The sequence below is a fragment of the Flavobacterium sp. EDS genome (genome assembly GCF_020991525.1).
Lineage (GTDB): Bacteria > Bacteroidota > Bacteroidia > Flavobacteriales > Flavobacteriaceae > Flavobacterium.
In genome coordinates, this window is the sequence record NZ_JAJMOZ010000010.1 from 1 (window position 1) to 22,205 (window position 22,205).

The window sequence follows — 22,205 nt, forward strand, 5'->3', positions numbered from 1 at the left end:
CGCATTTTTACGTTTATTTTGCGTTTATTTCTTAACACATTGATAACTCACACCTTACTGTTTGGGTGTTTTTGGGTTTTCTAAGATTTTTCTGCAAGCTAACCTCTTCTTCTTCTGTTTTCGCTCGGTTTTACTGGGATTTCGGGTTCTCGCAAAGACGCGAAGGCGCAAAGCTTACTACATTGTATTTAAATATGAAGTCTTTTTCGTTTCCCCTAGTCTTGTCACGGCTACTATCGGGATAGCTTCTAGAAAAAATACTCTTATATATACTACAGCCATATCTTACTCCTATATATAAGGAGAAAAACACTCCTTATATATAGGTTCATAAAAGAAGAAGCCTTCTCATAATATGAGAAGGCTTCTTGTAATTTGCTTGAGAATAGAATTCTTAGTTTGTTTTCATTGGTGGTAAATCGAACGCTTTTGATTCGTGTTCGAAATTGTTACGGTGTGCTCCATCACAAAAAGGTTTGTTTGATGACAATCCGCAACGACAAAGTCCTAATGCTGCTCTTCCTTGTAATCCGTACACTGTTCCTTCTGAATCCATTATTTCGAAATCACCTTCTATCTTTATAGATCCGTTTTTATTAATTATTAGTTTAGTCTTGCTCATAATGTTCTTTTCTTTTTTTGCATCAAAGATTGCAAAATATATTCCGAACGGTTTGCATTGATTTGCTGTTTTTATGAACTGAAGGCTTAGTTTAAATTAATTCTACTTTATGAGCTTATTGTACATATCTATTACACTGCTTTACGCAAAGGTCACACAGTCTATTCTCAAAAGCTTTTGATCAGTTCTTAACGTTTTAATTTTTCATCTTCTGCTCTAAGTTTAATTGCTTTTGAGGCGGGATTCGTTTCTTTAAAAACAAGATCTGTCCTAAATGGCTTGATTGATGCTCCATAACATGAAACCAACAATATTGGTTTGTCCAATCGTATTCCTTTTGCACCTCAGCAAACCAAGCGTCATCACGTTTCTTTAGCTCTGCTATAGTTTTTGCTCTTACTTCATTATATATATCTAAATAATATTGTACTTCATGCCCTTTAAATTCATCTCGCCCTCCTTGATCTAAATTTAATGCTGCATTCCATTTTTTCTTTTCTTCTTCATTAAATCCTCTATTTTCAAAAGTAAAAACTTGATAGTACGCTTCTGCTGCCGCTAAGTGCATAATTAATGAACCTATTCTATTTGCTTCTGCATCGTGCAAGTAATCTATTTCGTATTGACTCATATTCTTTACTGTATTTTCAACACGTCTTTTAAGATCTTCTAACATCGAAATCATAGCGCCAATTTGCGGAGAAGCCCCTTCAACATTACCAATTTTTGCTTCTAGTCTTGGCTTTATACCACTCCCCTCTAGCAATACTCCATAATTACCATCTGTACTTTCTTTGGTTGATGTGATTTTATATTCTTTGACTTTAATCATCTCACCCTTGCGTATACCTAAATTCCATTTTGGAATTTCATCGTTTTTTACAACAGTTTCAAAACTTGAATTAAGCAGCTTAACTGGCTCTAGTACTCCTTTATCATTTTCTAAAAACAATTCAAACTTATCAAAATAGAACTTTCCATTATACAAACACAACCCTCCAAAACTTAATGATTTTGTATTTGAGTCTATTGTACCTTCAACAGTATACGATTTCCATTCTTTATCCTTAACGGGTCTGTCTCTCATATTATCAAAAAAACCATCTTCTTCGTTTTTGGTATCTATTCTAGCCCATACTCCTGCCCAAGCCGATGGCTCATCTGTTTCTACTTTTACTGAAGCAATAACTTTAAATTTTTTCTTAGTGGCCGTTTGTATATCCAGAGTTTGACTAAAAGAGGCCCAATCTCTAGAAATAACCTTTTGTGTTTGAGCGTAAGTCAATAGATGACTTAAAAATAGTAGTACTAATGCTGTTTTTTTCATTGTCTGTTTTTTATTACTAAAAGGTAAATGTAATACTATTTTTTTGAGTCTAAATAAATCCTATTTATAAATTTCTAGACTATTTAGGACACTATAATAAAAAACATAATACTCCTATTTACTAAGCACTTCCGTTTCTTTTTTTTATTTCACGCATCATTTTATTTCCTATGCAAAAAAAATATTCTTGTAGATTTCACCCTTCTTAAATAATATCTTTATAGCATCTGTTTATAGAAATTAAATACTGCTAAATAAGCGAAACTGTCACTTCTATCACTGTTAAATATAGCTCGTTTTAGCCCAGATAGAAACGGCATCCTTTGCTTGCCTTCTTTAGGCAAGTAAAGATAAAGTGGATAGCTGGAAATTGCTCCTAATAAAAACAGTAAAACTCTCAATTCTATTGCTTATTTTTGCACAGAATTTATCATATTAAAATGTATAAAGTCGGCTTTTGGGCTGCTTTATCTGAAAAATAAAAATCAATTTTATGTTACAAAATCCTAAGAGATATACCATTACTGCTGCTTTACCTTATACTAACGGACCTATTCATATTGGCCATTTGGCGGGCGTTTACGTACCTGCTGATATTTACTCTCGCTTTTTACGTATGCAGGGTAAAGATGTGGCTTTTATATGTGGAAGTGACGAACACGGTGTGGCAATCTCGATGAAGGCTAAAAAAGAAGGGGTTTCTCCTCAAGAAATTATTGATAAATATGATGGGATTATCCGTAAGTCTTTTATCGATTTTGGAATTTCTTTTAATAATTACTCTAGAACTTCGGCTAAGATTCATCACGATACGGCTTCGGAATTTTTTAGAAAGCTGTACGATAAGGGTGATTTTATCGAGGAAGTAACGGAACAATTATATGATGCAAAAGCGAATCAGTTTCTTGCGGATCGTTTTGTAGTTGGTACTTGTCCAAAATGTGGCAATGAAGAAGCTTACGGAGACCAATGCGAAAAATGTGGATCGACGTTGAATGCAACTGATTTGATTAATCCGAAATCGACTATTACTGGTGAAACTCCGATATTAAAATCGACTAAACACTGGTTCTTACCTCTAGATAGATATACTGAGTTCTTGACTGAATGGATTTTGGTTGGACATAAAAATGACTGGAAACCGAATGTTTACGGTCAGGTTAAATCTTGGGTTGACGGTGGTCTTGAACCTCGTGCTGTAACTCGTGACCTTGATTGGGGAATTGATGTTCCTGTGGAAGGTGCTGAAGGAAAAAAATTATATGTTTGGTTTGATGCTCCTATTGGTTACATCTCATCGACTAAGGAATGGGCTGCTCGCGAAGGTAAAGATTGGGAACCGTACTGGAAGGATGAAGACACGAAACTGGTTCATTTTATTGGGAAAGACAATATTGTTTTTCACTGTATCATTTTCCCTGCAATGCTTAAAGCAGAAGGTAGCTATATTTTACCTGACAATGTTCCTGCTAATGAATTCTTGAATTTGGAAGGTAATAAACTTTCGACTTCTAAAAACTGGGCAGTTTGGTTGCATGAATATTTAGAAGATTTCCCTGAGAAACAAGATGTTTTGCGTTATGCTCTAACAGCTAATGCTCCGGAAACGAAAGACAATGATTTTACCTGGAAAGATTTTCAGGCTAGAAACAACAACGAATTGGTTGCCGTTTTTGGTAACTTTATTAATCGTGTTGTGGTTTTGACTAATAAATATTACGACGGTTTTATTCCTTCACCAAATGAATTAACTGAGATTGATGAAGCTACTTTGACGGAATTAAAAGCATATCCTGCTGTTATTTCTAGTTCTGTGGAGCGTTACAGATTTCGTGAAGCTTTGGGTGAGTTGATGAATGTTGCTCGTTTGGGTAATAAATATCTTGCTGATGAAGAGCCTTGGAAAGTAATGAAAGATAATCCTGAGCGTGTAAAAACTCAAATGTATGTTGCTTTACAAATTGCTGCAGCATTGAGCGTTTTATCTGAACCTTTCTTGCCGTTTACTGCTACTAAATTATCACGAATATTAAAGAATGATGGCAAACTGAAATGGAATGACGTTTCTGAGAATTCAGAATTAATTCCTGCTGGTCACCAAATTGGTGAAGCCGAATTACTTTTTGCTAAAATTGAAGACGAAGAAATACAAAAACAAATAGATAAATTGGAAGCTACAAAAACAGCTAATCTTGCCGAAAGCAAACAACCTGAACCTCAAAAGGAGTTAATTCAGTTTGAAGATTTTGCTAAAATGGACATTCGTGTTGGAACTATCCTTGAAGCTGAGAAAATGCCAAAGGCTAATAAACTTTTAGTTCTTAAGGTAGATACTGGAATTGACGTTCGTACGATTGTTTCGGGAATTGCCGAAAGCTTTACTCCTGAAGAAATTATTGGTAAACGTGTTTCGGTTTTAGCAAACCTAGCGCCTAGAGCTTTACGTGGTGTTGAAAGTCAAGGTATGATTTTAATGACTACAAATGCTGAAGGAAAGCTGGTTTTTATTAATCCTGATGCTGATGCTCCAAACGGAGAAACTGTAAACTAAGGTTTTTTTGTGAAAGGTGAAATGTTAGATGCAAATACAAAACATAAGATAATTCTTCTTTTTTTATTGTTTTATAAAGTTCTAATATGTATGTTTGTTTTGACAAAATACCTTAAGGAGCAATCCTGAAACTTTATTTAGAGATTAATATAAGCGATTCCCTCGCCATGATGTTCCTATGGAAACTACGGAAAATCTATCCTTATGGGTATTTTGTCACATCTAAAGCGAGGGTTTCGTGCGTTTACTATTTTCGATTATGACAAAAGAAAATCAAAACACATCACATCATGATGTAATGCCATCTGTTGCAAACTTCCTTTCTGAGCTCTGGCTTGAAGGATATTTTAGAGACCAACCTGAGTATTTAACCGAGATCTTTGAGACTATTCTTGAAACTGAAATTGGTGACAACATCGACTTAAGAACTAAAATGATTGGTTGTATAAAAACCAGTCGAATGTTAGCAAAAGCGCTTGAACCTTTTTCAGATAGACAAATTCAAGACGCCTGCGATACAATTATTAATGCTTAAGTTCAATAACGCAAAACGCATGAAATTCTTTATTGAATCATGCGTTTTAATTTTAAAAAAATAACTGTTCTTGACTAATTATGTTTAAGAAAAAAGCAAGATATTAGCCAACAAAAAACACCCCCTCAATAAATTAAAAATGATTAAAAAATTACTCCTCCCCCTTTTGTTCTTAAATAGTTTGATCTCTTTTTCACAGGAAATTGTTAGCGCTACACTAGTTGACTTGAAAAAGAATCGTGATGTTTTTCAGACTATAAATAATGACAAAAATGAAGTTACATTGTTTATTAGTGATAAAGAAAAGGTAAAAGCCATTCGGCTTAACGAAAAAATGCAAATTGCTGACAGTATTTCTACCGAAAGACCAAATACTAGAACGTACTCTAACATGATTGGCTATAATAGTAGCAATGATAATACAAGGTTATTTTGGTCATCAAATGATTATGAAGATGTGTTTTCTCAATTGTATGACTTCACTAGTCGTAAGGTTGTAACACAGCAATATTCTCTTATTTTTAAAAATGAAAAAGTTTTACAGAAATTCAGTGGAAATGAAAACTTTTATATTTTAAGCGTTATAAAGAAAAGTAATAATTTTAAGCTCCATATTTTTGATAAAGATGGTGCTCATAAAGAACAAATAATCAATTTAGATGGATTTCGCTTTTTTAGATATGGCTACACCAAAACAGATTTGTATGGTGTTTTTGAAGAAAACCTACTTCCTTTTGAAGTTCCTTTTACATTACAAAATATCAATGTTAAAAATCCAACTTCATTAACCGATGCCGCGAAAAAGAGAAAATGTTATTTTGACAATAACCAAATCATAATAACTCTAGATGCCAATATCGATTATACTCAAGTCATTACTCTTGATTTAATCAATTTTGTTGCTACTGAAAAAATGATTAAAAAACGTTCAATAGCAACTAGTGAACGCCATTTTCTAAATTCAAACTCATTCTTTTTTGACAATAAACTATATCAAGTAAAAACCTCTTCTGAGTTATTTTACTTTACAATAAAGGACTTAAACGACAATCTAATAAAGGAATACCAAGCCAATGCAATTAATCCTATCGACTTTAAAAATTCTGAATTTTATCAGGAAGGTGGCGCTTTTGGAGGAAAAAGAACGCTGGATAACAGCTCTCAATTTATCCGAAAAATAAACAATTTGAATACTGCAATTTCTTGTTACCATATAGGGCAAAGTACTTTAGTAACTTTTGGAGGTGTCTCAGCATCGCAACAATCTGGTGGGCAAGCCGCAATGTCTCAATTTGGACTTATTGGTGCATTAGCTGGAGTTGCATTTTTTAGCCCAACGATGGAAAGCTTTAATTCCTATTCTAACAAAAAAGTAGTTAAAATAGAAAGTCTATTCGACAGCCAAGAAAATCATATAAAAGGAGATTTACAACCATTAGCTTTTGATAAAATTCGAACTTTCTTTGATGATAATAATAATGTCTCATCGCAAACATTATTCAAAACTGACTATTATTATTTAGGCTATTATGATAATAAGACCAAAGAATATATTATACGAAAATTTGTTGACTAAAAATCTATATCAATTTTCTCATTTAATTTAAAAAACAAAACGCATGAATCTCTTAATTGATTCATGCGTTTTAATTTAAAAAAAATAACTGTTCTTGACTAATTATGTTTAAGAAAAAAAACAAGATATTAGCCTACAAAAAACACCCTTCAATAAATTAAAAATGATTAAAAAATTACTCCTCACCTCTTTATTTTTAAATAGTTTATTCTCCTTTTCGCAAGATATTGTAAAGGAATTTGATCTGAAATTAGAAAAGAAAAGAGACTTTTTTCAAGTAGTTAATGAGGATGAAAAAGAAGTTATTATATTTTTGAATGACAAAGAAAAGGTTACGTCTATAAGATTTGATCAAAAATTTAGCATTATAGATTCTTTGACTACTTCGAGGCCAGAAAAAAAATACGGCAATATCATTGGTTATAGTAAAACGGATGATAATTATTTTATTTTTTGGGCATCGGAAGACAGAAAAGAAATCAGTTCTCAATATTTTAATTTTGCAAAAAAAGAAACAAAAACAACTTCAATTAATCTCGAATTAAAAAAGGAAAAAATAGTTAAAGAACTTACCATAAACAATGTCTTTTATCTCATTACTATTATAAAAAACACGAGCATTTTAAAATTTTATATTTCTAATAATGATGGAAATCTAAATACAAAAACAATCGATTTGTCAAATTTGCAATTTAAAAATAAACTGGCAAATGAAGTAAACCTATATACGGCATTAACAGAAAAGTCATCGGATATTTTCATTCAGAATATAAGCACCGACAGCCCACCTTCTTTAGCATTGAGCACAAAGCAATATAAAATTTACACGTACAAAAATGATGAAATTATTTTTACAATAGGTAATAATGCTTTCTCAACAGATATCTTAAAAATTAATCTGAATGATTTTACTGGAAATTTAAAATCAATTCAACAGCCAGCAATAGCCAGAGGTGCATACGGATCTATTATATTTAAGTCGAATTCATTCTTAATAGATGATAAAATTATTCAAATCAAAACCAATCCCGAAGTTCTATTTCTGACCATAAGTGATCAAAATGGGAATAAAATTAATCAGTTTATAGCCTCCCGAGAGGAAGAAATTACTTTTAAAAACTCAGATGTTTTTCAGGAAATAAAAAGTATTCATAACAAAAAGGTTCTTGAAAAACCAAAACAATTTATACGAAAAATCAACGACTCTAATCCTGGAATATTATGTTATAAGCTAAATGGTTTATATTATACGGTAATTGGAAGTTCACAAGAAATAGTACATAGAGGAGGACCGACAGGAATGGGAATAGGTGCTGGATTTGGAGGTAGTTTTAACGTCGCTCCTATGTCATTTGATTTTTTATCAAGTTATACTATTGGAAATTTAATTTCTTATAAAGATAAAAATGTTGTTTATACGAACTGTTTGTTTGATTCAAATTTTAATCATTTAGAAAATAAAATCGGAATCTCAGCATTTGAAAAAGCCAGATTATTTTTAGAAGAGAATGAAGAACTTATAGAGAGTATATCTATTTTTGGTAGAGATTTATATAAAGATTTAATTATTTTTAAATTCAATGCCACCTTGTATTTAGGAAACTATAACAAAGAGAACAAGAAATATCAAATTTTTAGTTTTAGTGAATGATTAAGAATCAGTACTAATTTTAAAATATACAATTTTGACAAAAATGAAAATTACAAAACCTAGATTAGCTTTAATCTGTGGAATACTCTGCATATCGATTTTCCCAATATTGGTCAAGCTCCGTTTGACTCCTGGATTAATTTCGGCTTTCTATAGAATGGCTTTTGCCATAAGCTTGTTGCTACCTTATGTACTTATTACAAAAAGCTTTAAAATTCCGAATACTAAATTCGTGATTCTGGCTGCGCTTTGCGGTGTTTTATTTGCATCAGATGTTGCTGTCTGGAATATTGCCATTCAGGAATCGAGTGCTACTCAGGCTTCTTTATTAACAAATCTTTCTCCACTTTGGGTTGGTATTGGTTCTTATTTCTTTTTAAAAACAAAACCTGCGACCAATTTTTGGATAGGAACAGCTGTAGCCTTGTTCGGAATGATTACATTAGTTGGATTCTCGTTTTTTATTAATCTAAGTTTTGACAAAGCTTTTCTTCTTGCGGTATTATCTGGAATCTTATACTCTATTTATTTATTGGTAAGTAAAAATGTTCTTTCAGAAGTTGATGTTTTGTCCTTTATGACAATTGCCCTATTGGCTTCAAGCATTTATTTAGGCATTCTTTGTTACGCTTTAGATGAGCCTTTTACAGGATTCTCTAATACTGGTTGGTTTGTATTGGTGCTTCAGGCTGTAATATGCCAATTGTGTGCTTGGCTTTGCTTAAGTTATGCCACACAACATATGCGAGCTACGAGAGTTTCGCTAAGTTTATTAAGTCAGGCTGTGCTTACGTCTATTCTGGCATGGTTATTTCTGGATGAAAAGATTACAATACAAATGCTTATTGGAGGTGCTATTTTATTATTCGGAATCAGGATTACATTTTATGATAAAACTATTTCGTTGAAAAAATTAAGATTAAGAAATCGCACAAGGATTAAACAAATTCAATAAAGCGTAAAAAAATCTCACGCAGATTCAAGAGATTTTGTAGTTCTTTTTTAAATCATTAAATTTATTAATCTATGATAAAAAATAGAATGCGGATGATGTGTATTCGCTAAAGCAAAAACACAAATAAAAACAGATTTTTTAATTTTTAACGAAAAGTTTTCTCGCAGATTGATTGAGCAGATTATTTTTTAATCATTTCGTGGCAAAAAAATTAAACAGAGAAAACTTCAAACTTTAAACAAAATTTAAATGTTACATAAAGACAAAATATCAAAACTAAAAGTAATCGCATTTGATGCCGATGATACTTTATTTGTAAATGAACCTTATTTTCAAGAAACGGAACAAAAATTTTGTGTCTTGATGGAAGATTATCTTTCACATCAAGGATTGTCACAAGAGCTATTTAAGACCGAAATTCAGAATCTATCTTTATATGGTTACGGAATCAAAGGATATATACTTTCTATGATTGAGGCGGCAATGCTGATTTCTAATAATACAATTTCGGTTGAAGCTATTGGTAAAATCATTGAATACGGAAAAGAATTACTCGAAAAACCAATCGATTTACTTGATGGCGTTGAAGAAACCTTACAAGCACTTCATGGCAAATATAAACTTGTTGTTGCCACAAAAGGAGATTTAAAAGATCAACACAGCAAATTACACCGTTCTGGTTTGGGACACTATTTTCACCATATCGAAGTAATGTCGGACAAACAAGAAATTGATTATGAAAAACTATTAAAGCGTTTGGATATCAATGCCGATGAATTCCTAATGATTGGAAATTCATTAAAATCTGATGTCTTACCTGTTTTAGGAATCGGAGGATATGCTGTACATATTCCATTTCACACCACTTGGGAGCATGAAAAAATCAATCACAAAGTAGAACATGAAAACTTCTTTGCTTTTGAAAAAATAACCGAAGTCGTAAACAAATTAATATAAATGAAAACTTTTTTGGATTTGGAAAATTGGAACAGAAAGGAGCACTTTCTGTTTTTCAAACAAATGGATGAACCTTTTTTTGGTGTAACTGTTGACGTTGATTGTACGAATGCTTATGAAAATGCCAAGAAATTAAATTCTTCATTTTTTATTTATTACCTACATAAAACATTAGTTGCAATAAATACTATTGAGCCTTTTAGATATCGAATCGCCAACGATCAAATACAGATACATGATACTATTGGTGGTTCGGCTACAATTGGTCGTGAAGATGGTACTTTTGGTTTTTCTTTAATCGAATACGATTCGGATTTTAAAATATTCGAACAAATTGCATTAACAGAAATCAAACGTATTCAAAATACAACAGGTCTTTTTACCCGAACTTTTGATGAAGATAATGTGATTCATTTTTCGGCAATCCCTTGGATTAATTTTACTTCCCTGTCTCATGCCAGAAGTTATAGTTTTCCTGATAGTTGCCCGAAAGTTTCTTTTGGGAAAATGATGATTTCTGAAACTGGAAAAAGAACCATGTCAATGTCTGTTCATGTACATCATGGCTTAATGGATGCTATGCATGTAGGACAATTTGTTGATCGTTTTCAGGAATTAATGAATAACACAGATATTATTTAACCTTAGCATACTATAATCTATAGCTTTGATCGTACTAAAAATCAAGTCCTTAAGAAAATCATTCTTAAGGACTTTTTTTATATCTTTAATCCTGCTCATAAACCCAGTATATCGGTAACTCTTTAATTTTTTATTCCTAAAATAAAGAGATAATTTTGGAATAATTTTATCGCTAGCAACACATGAAAAAAACATTCTTCTTCTTTCTTATCTTCTATAAATCTATAGTAATAGGTCAAACTGTATTGAATTCATATCCTATAGATTTAAAAAAATACGATGAGTCTAACATGATCATGAATGTTGAGAACACAACAACACATGATGTTTTTGTTTTTGCAACAAACGCTACTAATGTTACCATCTTAAAATACAATAATGCCTTATTTCTAGTAAATGAGTTTACTGTTCCGCGTACCAATTTAGAGAATCACTCTATAATTGGATACAGTTTTAGCGAAGACGGAAACCCTACTTTATATTGGGCTACGGATGATTACAAGAGCATTTTGGTTGTTAAATATTATTTAGAGGGCAAAACCTATAAGATGCTTAGTTATAATTCTCCCATTTCTAGTCAGTTTATAATAGCAACTTTTCAGAAAAATAATTTATTCTATATCATTACTAAAGATTTAGCAACACCTGAATTAATTGTTTATGTTTTTAAAAATGGAGTCGTTGAGGAAAAACTTTTTGATTTTTCAACCTATGCTTTTCAAGACAGAAAAACACAGCGCATATCTTTTAATCAGGTCATCACTGATAATCCTATTGAAAAAATAGAATTGGATGAATATAATCCTTTATTCAAAAGCTCAAAAAAGAGCAAGCTTTATATGTTTGATGAACATATCATTTTAACTTTAGATCATAATCCCATCAAGACGCAGGTATTTGATATTAATCTTGAGAACAATGCTATTACCGAAAAAACCTTTACAAAATCTGTTATAAATAACCCCAAAAAGTTAGGCAACTCCTTTTTATATAATGACAAAATTTATCAGGTTAATGCAAGTCAAGATGAACTTGTATTTGATATAAAAAATTATAACTCTGGTGAAACGCTTAAAAGTTTTAAAGTCATAAAAAGTGACACAATTCGTTTTAAGAGTTCTCCACTACTTGTTCAAGGAGAAAACCAAAGAACAAGAGAATTAAAAAATACAAGCAAGTTTTTACAGCGTCTCTCCAATTTAGATATAGGCATATCTGTTTTTAAAAACAGTCAAAATACATTAGTTACTTTAGGTGGTGTTCCTAAAATTGAAAAAAGATATTATACTGTTAACGATCAATTGTACACTTGGGACTTTGGCTCATCTGCCGAAAGTGTCTTTTTTGAAAGTACATTGAATAAAGATAATGAGTTTGTTAAATTCGAACAACAACCTTATGCCTTTGACAATATCAATCTCTTTTTAGAACAGAATAAAAAAGCTATATTAGCTACTACCTTAAAATTTAAAGATTTTTACATTTTAGGCTATTATGACAGTACTACAAAACAGTATGTAATGCGAAAATTCACTGACGGATTTCCTCCTGAAGAATCACTGAATCCAATCATAAACAAAGCGGTATTTTCGAAATCTTTTCCAGCAGATAAACCTTAATTTTATTGAGAATTAATCCAAATGTTGGCTCTTTTTGGGTTTCAAAAATGGGTTTAGATTATTTTTTTTAACTTTACAAAAAACTCACGATTATGTTATCAAAAAATATAGAAACAGCGCTAAACAAGCAAATCCGAATAGAAGCAGAATCTTCTCAAACTTATTTATCAATGGCTTGTTGGGCAGAGGCACATGGCCTAGAAGGTATTGCAGAATTTATGTACACGCAATCTGATGAAGAACGTGCACATATGCTAAAACTAGTTCGTTATGTTAACGAACGCGGCGGGTCAACAACAATTACTGATCTTAAAGCTCCAAAAACAAGCTACGATACATTTAAAGAAATGTTTGAAGAACTATACAAACATGAAATTTTCGTTTCAGAATCTATTAACGAATTAGTTCATATCACTTTCTCTGAAAGAGATTATGCGACTCATAACTTCTTACAATGGTATGTTGCTGAACAAATTGAAGAAGAAGCGACTGCTAAATCTATCCTGGACAAAATTAATTTAATTGGTGATGACAAAGGTGGTTTATACTTATTTGACAGAGATATTCAACAATTAACGGTAACTAGTTCTATTGCAATTAATCCTAAATAGTTAAAGTTTATTTAGAATATATAAAAATAACTTATATTTGTCCCAGTTTTATAATTCAATACAAATTGGGAAAAGATAAAGTAAAAGACAAGGACAAGAAAAAGGATAAAAAGAAGAAGAAAAAAAAGAAAGAAATCCTTGAAAAGCTTAAACGTGCAGAAAATTGTAAATCCTCTTGTTGTGAAAAATACAAAAAGAGTGAAAGCAAGCGTTGTAGCCGTTGCCCTATGTTTGATTTAATCAAAAAAGTTGCTTAACAACATTTATATATATAAAATGCTCTCCTAATCGAGGGCATTTTTTTTATGACAAAACTAGCGTCATTAATCTTGCACACAAATATCATTAACTAATAAAACATGAATAATATAAAGTCTAAACCTACATACATACCGTTTATAGATCGATTAGATATTTTTATAATCTTAATTTATTTGGGCTTGTTATGTCTTGCTGGAATGTTTCTAACTTTTAGTAGCTACGAAATAGTAATAAATCATGGCAAGGTGATACCCTCAATATATGTCATATTCCTCATAGGATGTTGCTGCCTTATACTTTCATTATGTGTCATAATAAAAATATTTCAATCAGCAATTATTTTCATAAATGCCGTTGAATTCAATAGTAAAACGATAACTCTCAGAGGATATAAGTATAACACAAAATGGGAAGTGGTACTAAACACCAAGAAAATTGCTATTTGCATAAAGGAGCAACAAAGATACAGAAGAGGTTCCCTTTACTATCTAGAATTTGTAGATGAAGACGATACAAAATACAACATCAATACTTCTATCTATTGGAGTTACGAGGAAATTTTGAACACCTATAACAAGATCTCTCCTTTAACTAAATAAGCTCTTTAAACAAATAAATTATATCATTAATACCTTCAAAATCATGGAGGTATTTTTTTTGTCTAATTTAAAGAGAAGATAAGTATTAACACATTACCAAATCAATCCCCATTTCTTATCACAAACAACAACTAATTCATCAAAGAATCACGTTAACTGCAATTTTAGCAAACATCACAATTAAAAAGACGGTTCATCACAGAAAAATAACAATTCAGTAATTAATTTTTGAGTATTCGTTTCATTGAAAATACTTTTGAATCAAAATAATTAACAAAATATATATACAATGAAAAAATTTTTAAAAATCATTAAGTTCACATTTATAACTATTTTAAGTATTTGCTTGCTATTTATCTTGTACTTATTTATCAGCAATAAATTGTTTTTAGAATCTAAAAATGAAAATAATGTAACCTATTTGACAAAAAACAATACCGAAATTACAAACACAATTAATGACAAATTATTTGATGATGATTTTTACAAATCAAAGGTTTTCCTTTTGGGAGAAATTCACGGCTACGCTGACAATCAAAAATTGGACAAGGAGTTGCTTTTTTTCCTAAATAAAAAATTAGGTGTTAAATATTACATCGCAGAAATGGATAGCATAACAGCTAAAAAACTGAATCACTTCTTGATAGATAGTTCAAAAAATCAACAAACTTTAAAAGAAATTATTTTAGCAATCAAAAAAAGAATTCCGCAACAATCAAGTCAGGAACTATTTGACAAATGGAACGACATTTATGATTATAATCAAAAACTAACAGATTCATTAAAAATCACAGTAATTGGAATAGACAAAAATTTTGATGATAATTCAAAAGTAGAAAGAGATTCGGCGATGGTAATTAATTTTAAGAATTCTATCAAAGAAATGAAACTTGAGAATGAAAAATTCTATGGCCTTTTTGGTTATTTCCACGTATTGCAAAATATTACGGAGAATGGTAAAGAAACATTCGCATCTGAACTAAAAAAATCAAATATAAAAACCACGAGTTTTGTTAGTTATACTATAGACAGCGAAATATATCTTCCAAAAATTTCCCAATTCCCTACACCAGAAAATGAAAAAGTAGATTGGATTAATGCAGATGGTCCATTGCAACTTGTTAAGGGAATCAATGACTTAAAAGAATTAAGTAAACCTAATTCAATTACTCTTTTTAAGTTAAACTCAAAGAACTCACCTTTTCTAAAATCTCAACACTTAGTTAGTATAAAATCGAGAGTTTTTGGAAAGAATATTGTTCCTCAAAAAGGCACTTCTACAACAGATTATTTTCAGTATGTTTTTCTATTGAGGAATTCCAAAGCATTAACAAAACTGAAATAAAAAAGTCTTTTTATTATGAATCCTAAAACTTCCGTTTTTGATAAGGAGTCCCTTCACCATCTTCGCAATAGCTTTTTAGACTTAATAAAAACATAGCCCAATTATAATTACACCACTGGTAAAATTCAGTCAGTTCGCGCCAATCAAAATGTTTAAGAACAATTGATGTTATTCCATTTTTTTCTGTTAAGTCAAATGAAATCTTAGTTCCTACCCATTCTGGGTCTGAATCTAAGCATTCCCATAATACTCTTTGATTTTGAACCAATTCTATAACTTTCATTTTCGTGTTGTCATTATCCCCAAAGTTAAACTCATTGATAAAACCCAATTCTGGCTTAACAATCAATTCTTCTGTCCAAATAGCACTAAGACCTCCTTGTGTCGTTAATGCTTTATAAACTGCTGCAATAGGTGCTTTAATATAATTAATGTGTTCGATTTTTTCCATTTTCTTGACTGATTATATTTTTCAAATACAAAGTTAGAAAGTTTTTAATCGGTCTAACAAACAGCATTTTGAAAAAACATATTCAATTAAAACTCGTTAAATAACAACAGACATAAAATAATTACATCCTATATTTCAATGAATACATCTATTTATTGAATTCATTAAAAAAAGGTAATTACACAAAAAAGAGAGGATCTTATTTTTAATAGAAACAGCTTAAAACCAAAAAAACCTCTTCTTTCGAAGAGGTTTTAAGTACCCTTTACGGTTGAATTGTCGAACCTTTTTATTGAAGATTTGAAGAAATTATCTTATGCGTATAAAAAATTAATTTAGGATATAATATATACTAGCAATCAAGATAATTACTAATAAAATTGAAAGTATTATCCTTGTTCTGATTGGTCGATTCTGTAATTGAGAGTTTCGTTGTAAATATTCACTATATTCCTTGTCGTATAAAAAATATGTTAAGCGTGACCATCCAGACAAACCTATAACTGTTATTAAAGCTCCAAAAACAAGAAAAGCTTTACAGTATTTATTATAAGTTTCTTGCTGGTTGATTAATTTATCAACTAAGCTTTTTTGATTTTCGACTTCAATTTTCTTTTTATCTTGCTCGTAAATTTTCTGATGAAGCTCTTTTATTTGAGGTTGAAAATCATGTATTTTAGTTTTTTGCTTTGACTTAACTTCTTTAATCTTATTTTTTAGCTCAACACTTTGGTTATATAATTCGGAAATATCTCTGTTTAGTAAATTTACATTGGAGTTATATTCGATTATTTTTAACTCCAGCTCATCTCTCTTCTGTAATGGATAAAATAATCCTATTAGAATTATTAGAATTCCATTTATAAAGAGTAGCTTAAATAAGTTTTCAGTGCCTGTAAAAATATTATTTAGCATTTGCATAATTGTTAATTATTACTAACTATACTATCTATTTCTTTCATATTCTTTTTAGTCATAGCTATCGTATCAATATGTATTGTTCCAAAATCTTTTAATGTATCCTTTTCTGCAGGACTAAATCTATCGTCTCTGTCAATGGTATCTATTACAATTTGAACATTTTCATTTTTTTCATCAATAATGTCTTGTGCGCTACTTGTATTTGAACAAGATGTGAGCAAAGGCATAGTTAAAAAAATTGAAGCTAATAACAAGGAACGTCCTGTATTGTATATAAATTCAATTGTCCCAGGAGATTGAATGTTTAATTTGACCGAATTATTTGATAAATCTTCTTGGAAATGAAAACTATCATTAATTAATTCAGTTAAACTTCTAACATTTTGTAAAACGCCATTCAAAGAATCATAATTAATGTCGCCTTCCTGTCTAACATTTAATATTAAATGAGATTTGTCATCCTTGACGAACACCGAACTTACAATTTTATCGATATAACTTGAATATGAGTTTATATTACTAATCGCATGCAAAGAAAAAATCATCTTATAAAAGATGGAATCTAATTCTTCTAAATGTTTTGACGTAATCCAATGAACATGTCTGCGTTTGTGAAAATCACATACATCATCATCAAAATTGTTAAATATTTCATCGTCTGTGATAACTCCAAATGCTAGTAAATTAGAACTAGAACTTGGGATAACCACCATGTCTCCTGCCTTTAGCTCCTTAAACCTAATCAACTTATTGTAAATTGAAGTGATTTTTGTTTTTCCGCGAGTAGAAACGGGGTCGTATAAATTACCGCGAGAATCACGCTCATTTGCGGCTATAATATTCTTTATTTCTCTCTCGTTAAGTTCTCTTAAATTTGTAGCAGTTACATAGTTCCAATTTATTCCAATAAAGCTATTATTTAAAAAAGGAGCAAAATTACGACCTTTCATCGTTCTTATAAACCAATAATTCTTATCACTTTCTAAATTTTCAAATTGGTTGGTTAAATTTTCAAACATGTTGTTTTGCTATGTGGTTATTTTAAAGCAAATTAACGAAATAAGATTAATTGTTAAGTACGGTTTTCCGTAATTATATTTTAAATATGTTCTTTTTATTTGTTTCTAAGATAGACTTAAAGAAAGTTTGTTGAATTATTAATTAAAATAATGACTTATATGGAAAAAATTCAAGCAATTAAACCAGGTCCAAAACCTAAAACACCAGACGGTACACCAGATGAAAGAAGAAGGGTTACTCCGCCAAATCAGCCAAAACATCCTGATTTGAAACCTCACATTCATAAACCAAAAGATTAAAAAGTTTAATTATAGAAAACAAAAACAGCTTAAAACCAAAAAAACCTCTTCTTTCGAAGAGGTTTTAAGTACCCGGAGCCGGAGTCGAACCGGCACGGTTTCCCACAGGTGTTTGAGACCAGCGCGTCTACCAATTCCGCCATCCGGGCTTAGCAGACGAAAAAACAATCTTTTTTATAAAATAAAATTGATTATTTTAACGCAATAGAAAAAGTTTTTATCGTTATAACAAACCCTTGTTCCTTTAACACGGTGCAAATTTATAAAATAATTTTACATTTTCTAATAAAAATACTTAAAATTTTCCTTTCAGTGTTCAATAAATTTCATAAATTTGCAGCTCGTTAAAACGACGCACACACAACTAACTACAAAACAACAAATTATAATGTCGCACCAAGAACCAGAAGCTAAAATTTTTGCGTGTTCAAAAAGTGTTTACCTTGCTGAAAAAATTGCAGCGCAATACGGAATACCGTTAGGTAAGGTTACAATGTCAACTTATAGTGATGGCGAATTTCAGCCATCGTATGAAGAGTCTATCAGAGGGCTACGTGTATTTATTGTTTGTTCAACTTTTCCAACAGCAGATAACTTGATGGAATTGTTACTTATGATCGATGCTGCTAAGCGTGCATCGGCCAGACATATTACAGCTGTAGTACCTTATTTTGGTTGGGCTAGACAAGATCGAAAAGATAAACCAAGAGTCCCGATTGGAGCTAAATTAGTTGCCAATCTATTAGATGCTGCAGGAGCAACAAGAATTATGACAATGGATTTGCATGCAGATCAAATTCAAGGATTCTTTGAAAAACCAGTAGATCATCTTTTTGCCTCTACAATCTTTCTGCCATATGTAGAAAGTTTAGGTTTAGAAAATTTAACAATCGCTTCTCCAGATATGGGAGGTTCAAAAAGAGCTTATGCGTACTCTAAATTTTTAGAATCGGATGTAGTGATTTGTTACAAACAAAGAAAAGTTGCCAATGTTATCGACACCATGGAATTAATTGGTGAAGTAAAAGGCAGAAACGTAATATTGGTAGACGATATGATCGATACCGGTGGTACATTAGCAAAAGCAGCTGATTTAATGATCGAAAAAGGAGCATTAAGTGTTAGAGCTATTTGTACACATGCTATTCTATCTGGCGACGCCTATGAGAAAATAGAGAATTCTAAATTAAGTGAATTGATCGTAACCGATTCAATTCCGTTAAAAAAAGAATCAAAGAAAATTAGAGTGTTGAGTTGTGCACCTCTTTTTGCTGAAGTAATGCACATGGTGCACCACAACAATTCCATTAGTGGAAAATTTATTATGTAAACATTAAGCTTAAGGTTTTAAACCACAAGTCTTGTTCACATTAAAAAAAGCCTAAAGCCAAGTGCTTAAGCTAAAAACAAGTATATTTTTAATAACTATATAATTTTTACAATGAAGTCGATTACAATTAAAGGATCAGAAAGAGAAAGCGTAGGAAAAGTGTCAACTAAAGCCTTACGTAATGCTGGAGCGGTTCCTTGCGTGTTATACGGAGGAAATCAAGCAGTACACTTCTCAGCAGACGCTGCAGCGTTCAAAAACTTGGTTTACACTCCAAACGCACACACAGTTGTGATTGAGCTTGGAAAAGGAAAGTCTTTCAATGCAATTTTGCAAGACATTCAAGTACACCCAGTATCAGACAAAATTTTACACATTGATTTCTTTCAATTATTTGATGATAAAGAAATCACTATGGAAGTTCCAGTAAAAGTAACTGGTACATCTAAAGGTGTTCTTGCTGGTGGTGTTTTACGTTTAAACACTCGTAAATTAAAAGTTAAAGCTTTACCTAAAAATCTTCCAGATTTTGTTGAAGCTGACATCACTCCACTTGAAATGGGTAACAAATTATACGTTACTAAAGTTGGTGCACCAGAATACAAAATTATGCACCCAGACAACACAGTTGTTGCTCAAGTAAGAATCTCTCGTGCTGCTATGAAAGCTGCTCAAGAAGCTGCAAAAGCTGCAAAAGCTACTCCTGCAAAAGGAAAGAAAAAATAATTTTTTTTCAAACAATTACAAAAAACATCAGTTGCAAAACTGGTGTTTTTTTTTGCTTATTTTTTTTACGGTTCTGAGGTCCTGAGTAAAAACTATACGGGGTTTTTCATATAGAGCATATACTCTATATTTTCATTTTTCAAAACTCAATCAAAAAATTTTCCTTTTTTCTCTTACTATCTGATTACTTATAGAAATTCTTACTTTGTCAAGAAAACAAAATTATATTTATACCTGTTTTCCAGAAAATCCAATAACCCGAAAAGCCCAATCCATATAATTGTCAAATTATCTCATTCTCTAATTGGTATATTTTCTAATTTCCAATTGCCCGATTGTCTAATTAAGTGTACTTTTGTATTTATGATAAAATGGATAACAAACCTGTTTTCATCAACAAAAACAGAAGAGGAATCAGAAGAGCAAACAGATTATATGAAGAAATTTTTAATCGTAGGATTAGGTAATATTGGAGCAGAATACGTTAACACTCGACATAATATAGGCTTTAAAATACTCGACTTTTTAGCACGAAAAGAAAACTTATCTTTTGAAACTGTAAAACTCGGCGCACTTGCCGAATACAAATTTAAAGGAAGAACATTTTTTCTTTTGAAGCCAAATACCTATATGAACCTAAGCGGTAAAGCGGTAAAATATTGGATGGACAAAGAAAATATTCCGTTAGAAAACATCATGGTAATTACCGACGACCTTAACCTTTCATTCGGAACAATCCGCATCAAACCCAAAGGAAGCGATGGAGGTCATAATGGACTTAAAAACATCAATTTAGTTCTAAACACACAACAATATACTCGTTTTAGATTTGGAATCAGCGATGAGTTTAAAAAAGGACAACAGGTAGATTACGTGTTAGGCGAATGGGATGAAACCGAAAAAGCAAAACTTCCTGAACGTTTAGAAGTAGCTTCTGAAATCATAAAATCTTTCGGAACTGCTGGACTCGAAAATACAATGACTACTTACAATGGGAAGTAAAAATTCCTGAAAATATAAGTACTACAAAATCAAATCATCAATTAATTTAATTTGATTATAGTCAAATAGTATTTTCTATTCCAAAGTTAAATGTATAAATTTGAATTTAATTTTAATTATAAATCATAAAACAATAATATTATGGCTTTCGAATTACCACAATTACCTTATGCGTATGACGCATTAGAACCACATATTGATGCTCGTACAATGGAAATCCACCACACAAAACATCATAATGCATACACTACTAATCTTAATGCAGCAATTGCTGGTACAGATTTAGAAGGTAAAACAATAGAAAACATCCTAATCAATTTAGATAAAAAAAACGCTGCAGTTCGTAACAATGGCGGTGGATATTACAACCACAACTTATTCTGGACAGTAATGTCACCAAACGGTGGTGGATTACCTACAGGAGATCTATTAGCAGCTATCGAGGCTTCTTTTGGAACTTTTGAAGAATTCAAAGCTAAATTTGCAAAAGCTGGCGCTACTCAATTTGGTTCAGGATGGGCTTGGTTATGCGTAGTTAAAGGAGGAAAGTTAGATGTTTGCGGAACACCAAACCAAGACAATCCATTAATGCCTGAAGTAGGTTGCGAAGGAACTCCAATCTTAGGAATGGATGTTTGGGAACATGCTTACTACTTAAACTACCAAAACAGAAGACCTGATTATATTGAAGCTTTTTTCAGTGTAATTAACTGGACTGAAGTTGCAAGAAGATTCGCTTTAGACAAGTAAGAAGAGAATAGAGTAAAGAATAAAGAGAAAAGACGAATAGCCTATAACGGTTATTCGTCTTTTTTTTGTTTTTATATTTTTATGTCTTTATCCAGAGTCTTTTATTCTATAATCTTTATTCTATATTCTCTGTTCTACCCTCTTTTCTCAACAATCTTTCTTCTATAATCTTTGCTCTATTCTCTAGAAAAAAGAAAATAAAAAAGGTGAAATCTCTTTCACCTTTTTTGCCCCAAATCTACCATAAACTTAACCTACTAATGTTATGGTTCTTCAAATGTATGTTGACATTATAGCTCTAGCAAATAATTCTGTTGAACTACAAAAAAAAACGTTTATAAGTATTATTTCATATCCAGGAAGCCGTTATCTGGCGCTTGTACTTGACTTTATTCCAATAAAAAAGGTGGAATTACTTCCACCCTTTTTGCCCCAAATCTACCATAAACTTAACC

21 protein-coding genes and 1 tRNA gene are annotated in these 22,205 nt (G+C 31.2%); 16 read left to right on the forward strand and 6 right to left on the reverse strand.

Annotation, left to right across the window (positions count from 1 at the left end):
• Positions 1 to 394 precede the first annotated feature (394 nt).
• The gene (locus LPB87_RS14340) at positions 395 to 622 is read right to left on the reverse strand and encodes a CDGSH iron-sulfur domain-containing protein (RefSeq protein ID WP_129540459.1); all 228 of its coding nucleotides are present in this window, start codon (positions 620 to 622) and stop codon (positions 395 to 397) included.
• A gap of 196 nt (positions 623 to 818) precedes the next feature.
• The gene (locus tag LPB87_RS14345; protein ID WP_129540458.1) at positions 819 to 1,949 is read right to left on the reverse strand and encodes a DUF664 domain-containing protein; all 1,131 of its coding nucleotides are present in this window, start codon (positions 1,947 to 1,949) and stop codon (positions 819 to 821) included.
• Between the two features lie 493 nt (positions 1,950 to 2,442).
• Here LPB87_RS14345 and metG point away from each other — a divergent pair, with 493 nt between their 5' ends.
• The 11 genes from metG to LPB87_RS14400 all read left to right on the forward strand — a co-directional run bounded on the left by metG (position 2,443) and on the right by LPB87_RS14400 (position 15,251).
• Positions 2,443 to 4,500, forward strand: coding sequence for a methionine--tRNA ligase (gene metG / locus LPB87_RS14350; protein WP_230728344.1), 2,058 nt, complete (start codon positions 2,443 to 2,445; stop codon positions 4,498 to 4,500).
• A gap of 238 nt (positions 4,501 to 4,738) precedes the next feature.
• Complete coding sequence (locus tag LPB87_RS14355) at positions 4,739 to 5,035, forward strand: hypothetical protein (protein ID WP_347349798.1); 297 nt, start codon at positions 4,739 to 4,741, stop codon at positions 5,033 to 5,035.
• A 139-nt stretch (positions 5,036 to 5,174) separates the two neighbouring features.
• Positions 5,175 to 6,611, forward strand: a complete 1,437-nt coding sequence (locus LPB87_RS14360; RefSeq protein WP_230728345.1) for a hypothetical protein — start codon at positions 5,175 to 5,177, stop codon at positions 6,609 to 6,611.
• Between the two features lie 163 nt (positions 6,612 to 6,774).
• Positions 6,775 to 8,262, forward strand: a complete 1,488-nt coding sequence (locus tag LPB87_RS14365) for a hypothetical protein (RefSeq protein ID WP_230728346.1) — start codon at positions 6,775 to 6,777, stop codon at positions 8,260 to 8,262.
• Between the two features lie 43 nt (positions 8,263 to 8,305).
• A complete protein-coding gene (locus LPB87_RS14370; protein ID WP_129540453.1) occupies positions 8,306 to 9,217 on the forward strand; it encodes a DMT family transporter in 912 nt (303 codons plus the stop codon).
• Positions 9,218 to 9,466: 249 nt separating this feature from the next.
• Positions 9,467 to 10,174: an HAD family hydrolase gene (locus LPB87_RS14375; protein WP_129540452.1), complete on the forward strand. Its 708-nt coding sequence runs from the start codon at positions 9,467 to 9,469 to the stop codon at positions 10,172 to 10,174.
• The gene (locus LPB87_RS14380; protein WP_230728347.1) at positions 10,175 to 10,816 is read left to right on the forward strand and encodes a chloramphenicol acetyltransferase; all 642 of its coding nucleotides are present in this window, start codon (positions 10,175 to 10,177) and stop codon (positions 10,814 to 10,816) included. It begins immediately after the preceding gene.
• A gap of 182 nt (positions 10,817 to 10,998) precedes the next feature.
• On the forward strand, positions 10,999 to 12,435 hold the full coding sequence (locus LPB87_RS14385) for a hypothetical protein (RefSeq protein ID WP_230728348.1): 1,437 nt from the start codon (positions 10,999 to 11,001) through the stop codon (positions 12,433 to 12,435).
• A 92-nt stretch (positions 12,436 to 12,527) separates the two neighbouring features.
• Positions 12,528 to 13,046: a ferritin gene (locus LPB87_RS14390; protein ID WP_129540449.1), complete on the forward strand. Its 519-nt coding sequence runs from the start codon at positions 12,528 to 12,530 to the stop codon at positions 13,044 to 13,046.
• A 65-nt stretch (positions 13,047 to 13,111) separates the two neighbouring features.
• Positions 13,112 to 13,303, forward strand: a complete 192-nt coding sequence (locus LPB87_RS14395) for a hypothetical protein (protein ID WP_230728349.1) — start codon at positions 13,112 to 13,114, stop codon at positions 13,301 to 13,303.
• Positions 13,304 to 14,195: 892 nt separating this feature from the next.
• A complete protein-coding gene (locus LPB87_RS14400; protein WP_230728350.1) occupies positions 14,196 to 15,251 on the forward strand; it encodes a hypothetical protein in 1,056 nt (351 codons plus the stop codon).
• Between the two features lie 22 nt (positions 15,252 to 15,273).
• On the opposite strand, the gene LPB87_RS14405 is transcribed toward LPB87_RS14400, so the two are convergent.
• From LPB87_RS14405 to LPB87_RS14415, 3 genes are all read right to left on the reverse strand, one after another.
• Positions 15,274 to 15,702, reverse strand: a complete 429-nt coding sequence (locus LPB87_RS14405) for an SRPBCC domain-containing protein (protein WP_230728351.1) — start codon at positions 15,700 to 15,702, stop codon at positions 15,274 to 15,276.
• A gap of 330 nt (positions 15,703 to 16,032) precedes the next feature.
• Complete coding sequence (locus tag LPB87_RS14410) at positions 16,033 to 16,617, reverse strand: hypothetical protein (protein WP_230728352.1); 585 nt, start codon at positions 16,615 to 16,617, stop codon at positions 16,033 to 16,035.
• Between the two features lie 11 nt (positions 16,618 to 16,628).
• Positions 16,629 to 17,642, reverse strand: a complete 1,014-nt coding sequence (locus tag LPB87_RS14415) for a hypothetical protein (protein WP_230728353.1) — start codon at positions 17,640 to 17,642, stop codon at positions 16,629 to 16,631.
• A gap of 159 nt (positions 17,643 to 17,801) precedes the next feature.
• Between LPB87_RS14415 and LPB87_RS14420 the strand changes: the two genes are divergently transcribed.
• On the forward strand, positions 17,802 to 17,942 hold the full coding sequence (locus tag LPB87_RS14420) for a hypothetical protein (protein WP_230728354.1): 141 nt from the start codon (positions 17,802 to 17,804) through the stop codon (positions 17,940 to 17,942).
• A 69-nt stretch (positions 17,943 to 18,011) separates the two neighbouring features.
• Here LPB87_RS14420 and LPB87_RS14425 read toward each other — a convergent pair.
• A tRNA-Leu gene (locus LPB87_RS14425) sits at positions 18,012 to 18,091 on the reverse strand.
• 239 nt (positions 18,092 to 18,330) lie between these two features.
• Here LPB87_RS14425 and LPB87_RS14430 point away from each other — a divergent pair.
• From LPB87_RS14430 to LPB87_RS14445, 4 genes are all read left to right on the forward strand, one after another.
• Positions 18,331 to 19,272, forward strand: a complete 942-nt coding sequence (locus tag LPB87_RS14430; protein WP_129540445.1) for a ribose-phosphate pyrophosphokinase — start codon at positions 18,331 to 18,333, stop codon at positions 19,270 to 19,272.
• A 111-nt stretch (positions 19,273 to 19,383) separates the two neighbouring features.
• On the forward strand, positions 19,384 to 19,998 hold the full coding sequence (locus LPB87_RS14435; RefSeq protein ID WP_129540444.1) for a 50S ribosomal protein L25/general stress protein Ctc: 615 nt from the start codon (positions 19,384 to 19,386) through the stop codon (positions 19,996 to 19,998).
• Between the two features lie 363 nt (positions 19,999 to 20,361).
• Positions 20,362 to 21,000 (forward strand): aminoacyl-tRNA hydrolase, encoded by a 639-nt coding sequence (gene pth / locus LPB87_RS14440; protein ID WP_129540443.1) that lies wholly within the window; start codon positions 20,362 to 20,364, stop codon positions 20,998 to 21,000.
• Between the two features lie 141 nt (positions 21,001 to 21,141).
• Positions 21,142 to 21,750: a superoxide dismutase gene (locus LPB87_RS14445; protein WP_230728355.1), complete on the forward strand. Its 609-nt coding sequence runs from the start codon at positions 21,142 to 21,144 to the stop codon at positions 21,748 to 21,750.
• Positions 21,751 to 22,205: the final 455 nt, after the last annotated feature.

What these genes read in the sequence shown, in the direction of transcription:
- LPB87_RS14340 (WP_129540459.1), bottom strand. Translation starts at nt 622, where the DNA reads ATGAGCAAGACTAAACTAATAATTAATAAAAACGGATCTATAAAGATA.
- LPB87_RS14345 (WP_129540458.1), bottom strand. Translation starts at nt 1,949, where the DNA reads ATGAAAAAAACAGCATTAGTACTACTATTTTTAAGTCATCTATTGACT.
- metG (WP_230728344.1), top strand. Translation starts at nt 2,443, where the DNA reads ATGTTACAAAATCCTAAGAGATATACCATTACTGCTGCTTTACCTTAT.
- LPB87_RS14360 (WP_230728345.1), top strand. Translation starts at nt 5,175, where the DNA reads ATGATTAAAAAATTACTCCTCCCCCTTTTGTTCTTAAATAGTTTGATC.
- LPB87_RS14365 (WP_230728346.1), top strand. Translation starts at nt 6,775, where the DNA reads ATGATTAAAAAATTACTCCTCACCTCTTTATTTTTAAATAGTTTATTC.
- LPB87_RS14370 (WP_129540453.1), top strand. Translation starts at nt 8,306, where the DNA reads ATGAAAATTACAAAACCTAGATTAGCTTTAATCTGTGGAATACTCTGC.
- LPB87_RS14375 (WP_129540452.1), top strand. Translation starts at nt 9,467, where the DNA reads ATGTTACATAAAGACAAAATATCAAAACTAAAAGTAATCGCATTTGAT.
- LPB87_RS14380 (WP_230728347.1), top strand. Translation starts at nt 10,175, where the DNA reads ATGAAAACTTTTTTGGATTTGGAAAATTGGAACAGAAAGGAGCACTTT.
- LPB87_RS14385 (WP_230728348.1), top strand. Translation starts at nt 10,999, where the DNA reads ATGAAAAAAACATTCTTCTTCTTTCTTATCTTCTATAAATCTATAGTA.
- LPB87_RS14390 (WP_129540449.1), top strand. Translation starts at nt 12,528, where the DNA reads ATGTTATCAAAAAATATAGAAACAGCGCTAAACAAGCAAATCCGAATA.
- LPB87_RS14400 (WP_230728350.1), top strand. Translation starts at nt 14,196, where the DNA reads ATGAAAAAATTTTTAAAAATCATTAAGTTCACATTTATAACTATTTTA.
- LPB87_RS14405 (WP_230728351.1), bottom strand. Translation starts at nt 15,702, where the DNA reads ATGGAAAAAATCGAACACATTAATTATATTAAAGCACCTATTGCAGCA.
- LPB87_RS14410 (WP_230728352.1), bottom strand. Translation starts at nt 16,617, where the DNA reads ATGCTAAATAATATTTTTACAGGCACTGAAAACTTATTTAAGCTACTC.
- LPB87_RS14415 (WP_230728353.1), bottom strand. Translation starts at nt 17,642, where the DNA reads ATGTTTGAAAATTTAACCAACCAATTTGAAAATTTAGAAAGTGATAAG.
- LPB87_RS14420 (WP_230728354.1), top strand. Translation starts at nt 17,802, where the DNA reads ATGGAAAAAATTCAAGCAATTAAACCAGGTCCAAAACCTAAAACACCA.
- LPB87_RS14430 (WP_129540445.1), top strand. Translation starts at nt 18,331, where the DNA reads ATGTCGCACCAAGAACCAGAAGCTAAAATTTTTGCGTGTTCAAAAAGT.
- LPB87_RS14435 (WP_129540444.1), top strand. Translation starts at nt 19,384, where the DNA reads ATGAAGTCGATTACAATTAAAGGATCAGAAAGAGAAAGCGTAGGAAAA.
- pth (WP_129540443.1), top strand. Translation starts at nt 20,362, where the DNA reads ATGATAAAATGGATAACAAACCTGTTTTCATCAACAAAAACAGAAGAG.
- LPB87_RS14445 (WP_230728355.1), top strand. Translation starts at nt 21,142, where the DNA reads ATGGCTTTCGAATTACCACAATTACCTTATGCGTATGACGCATTAGAA.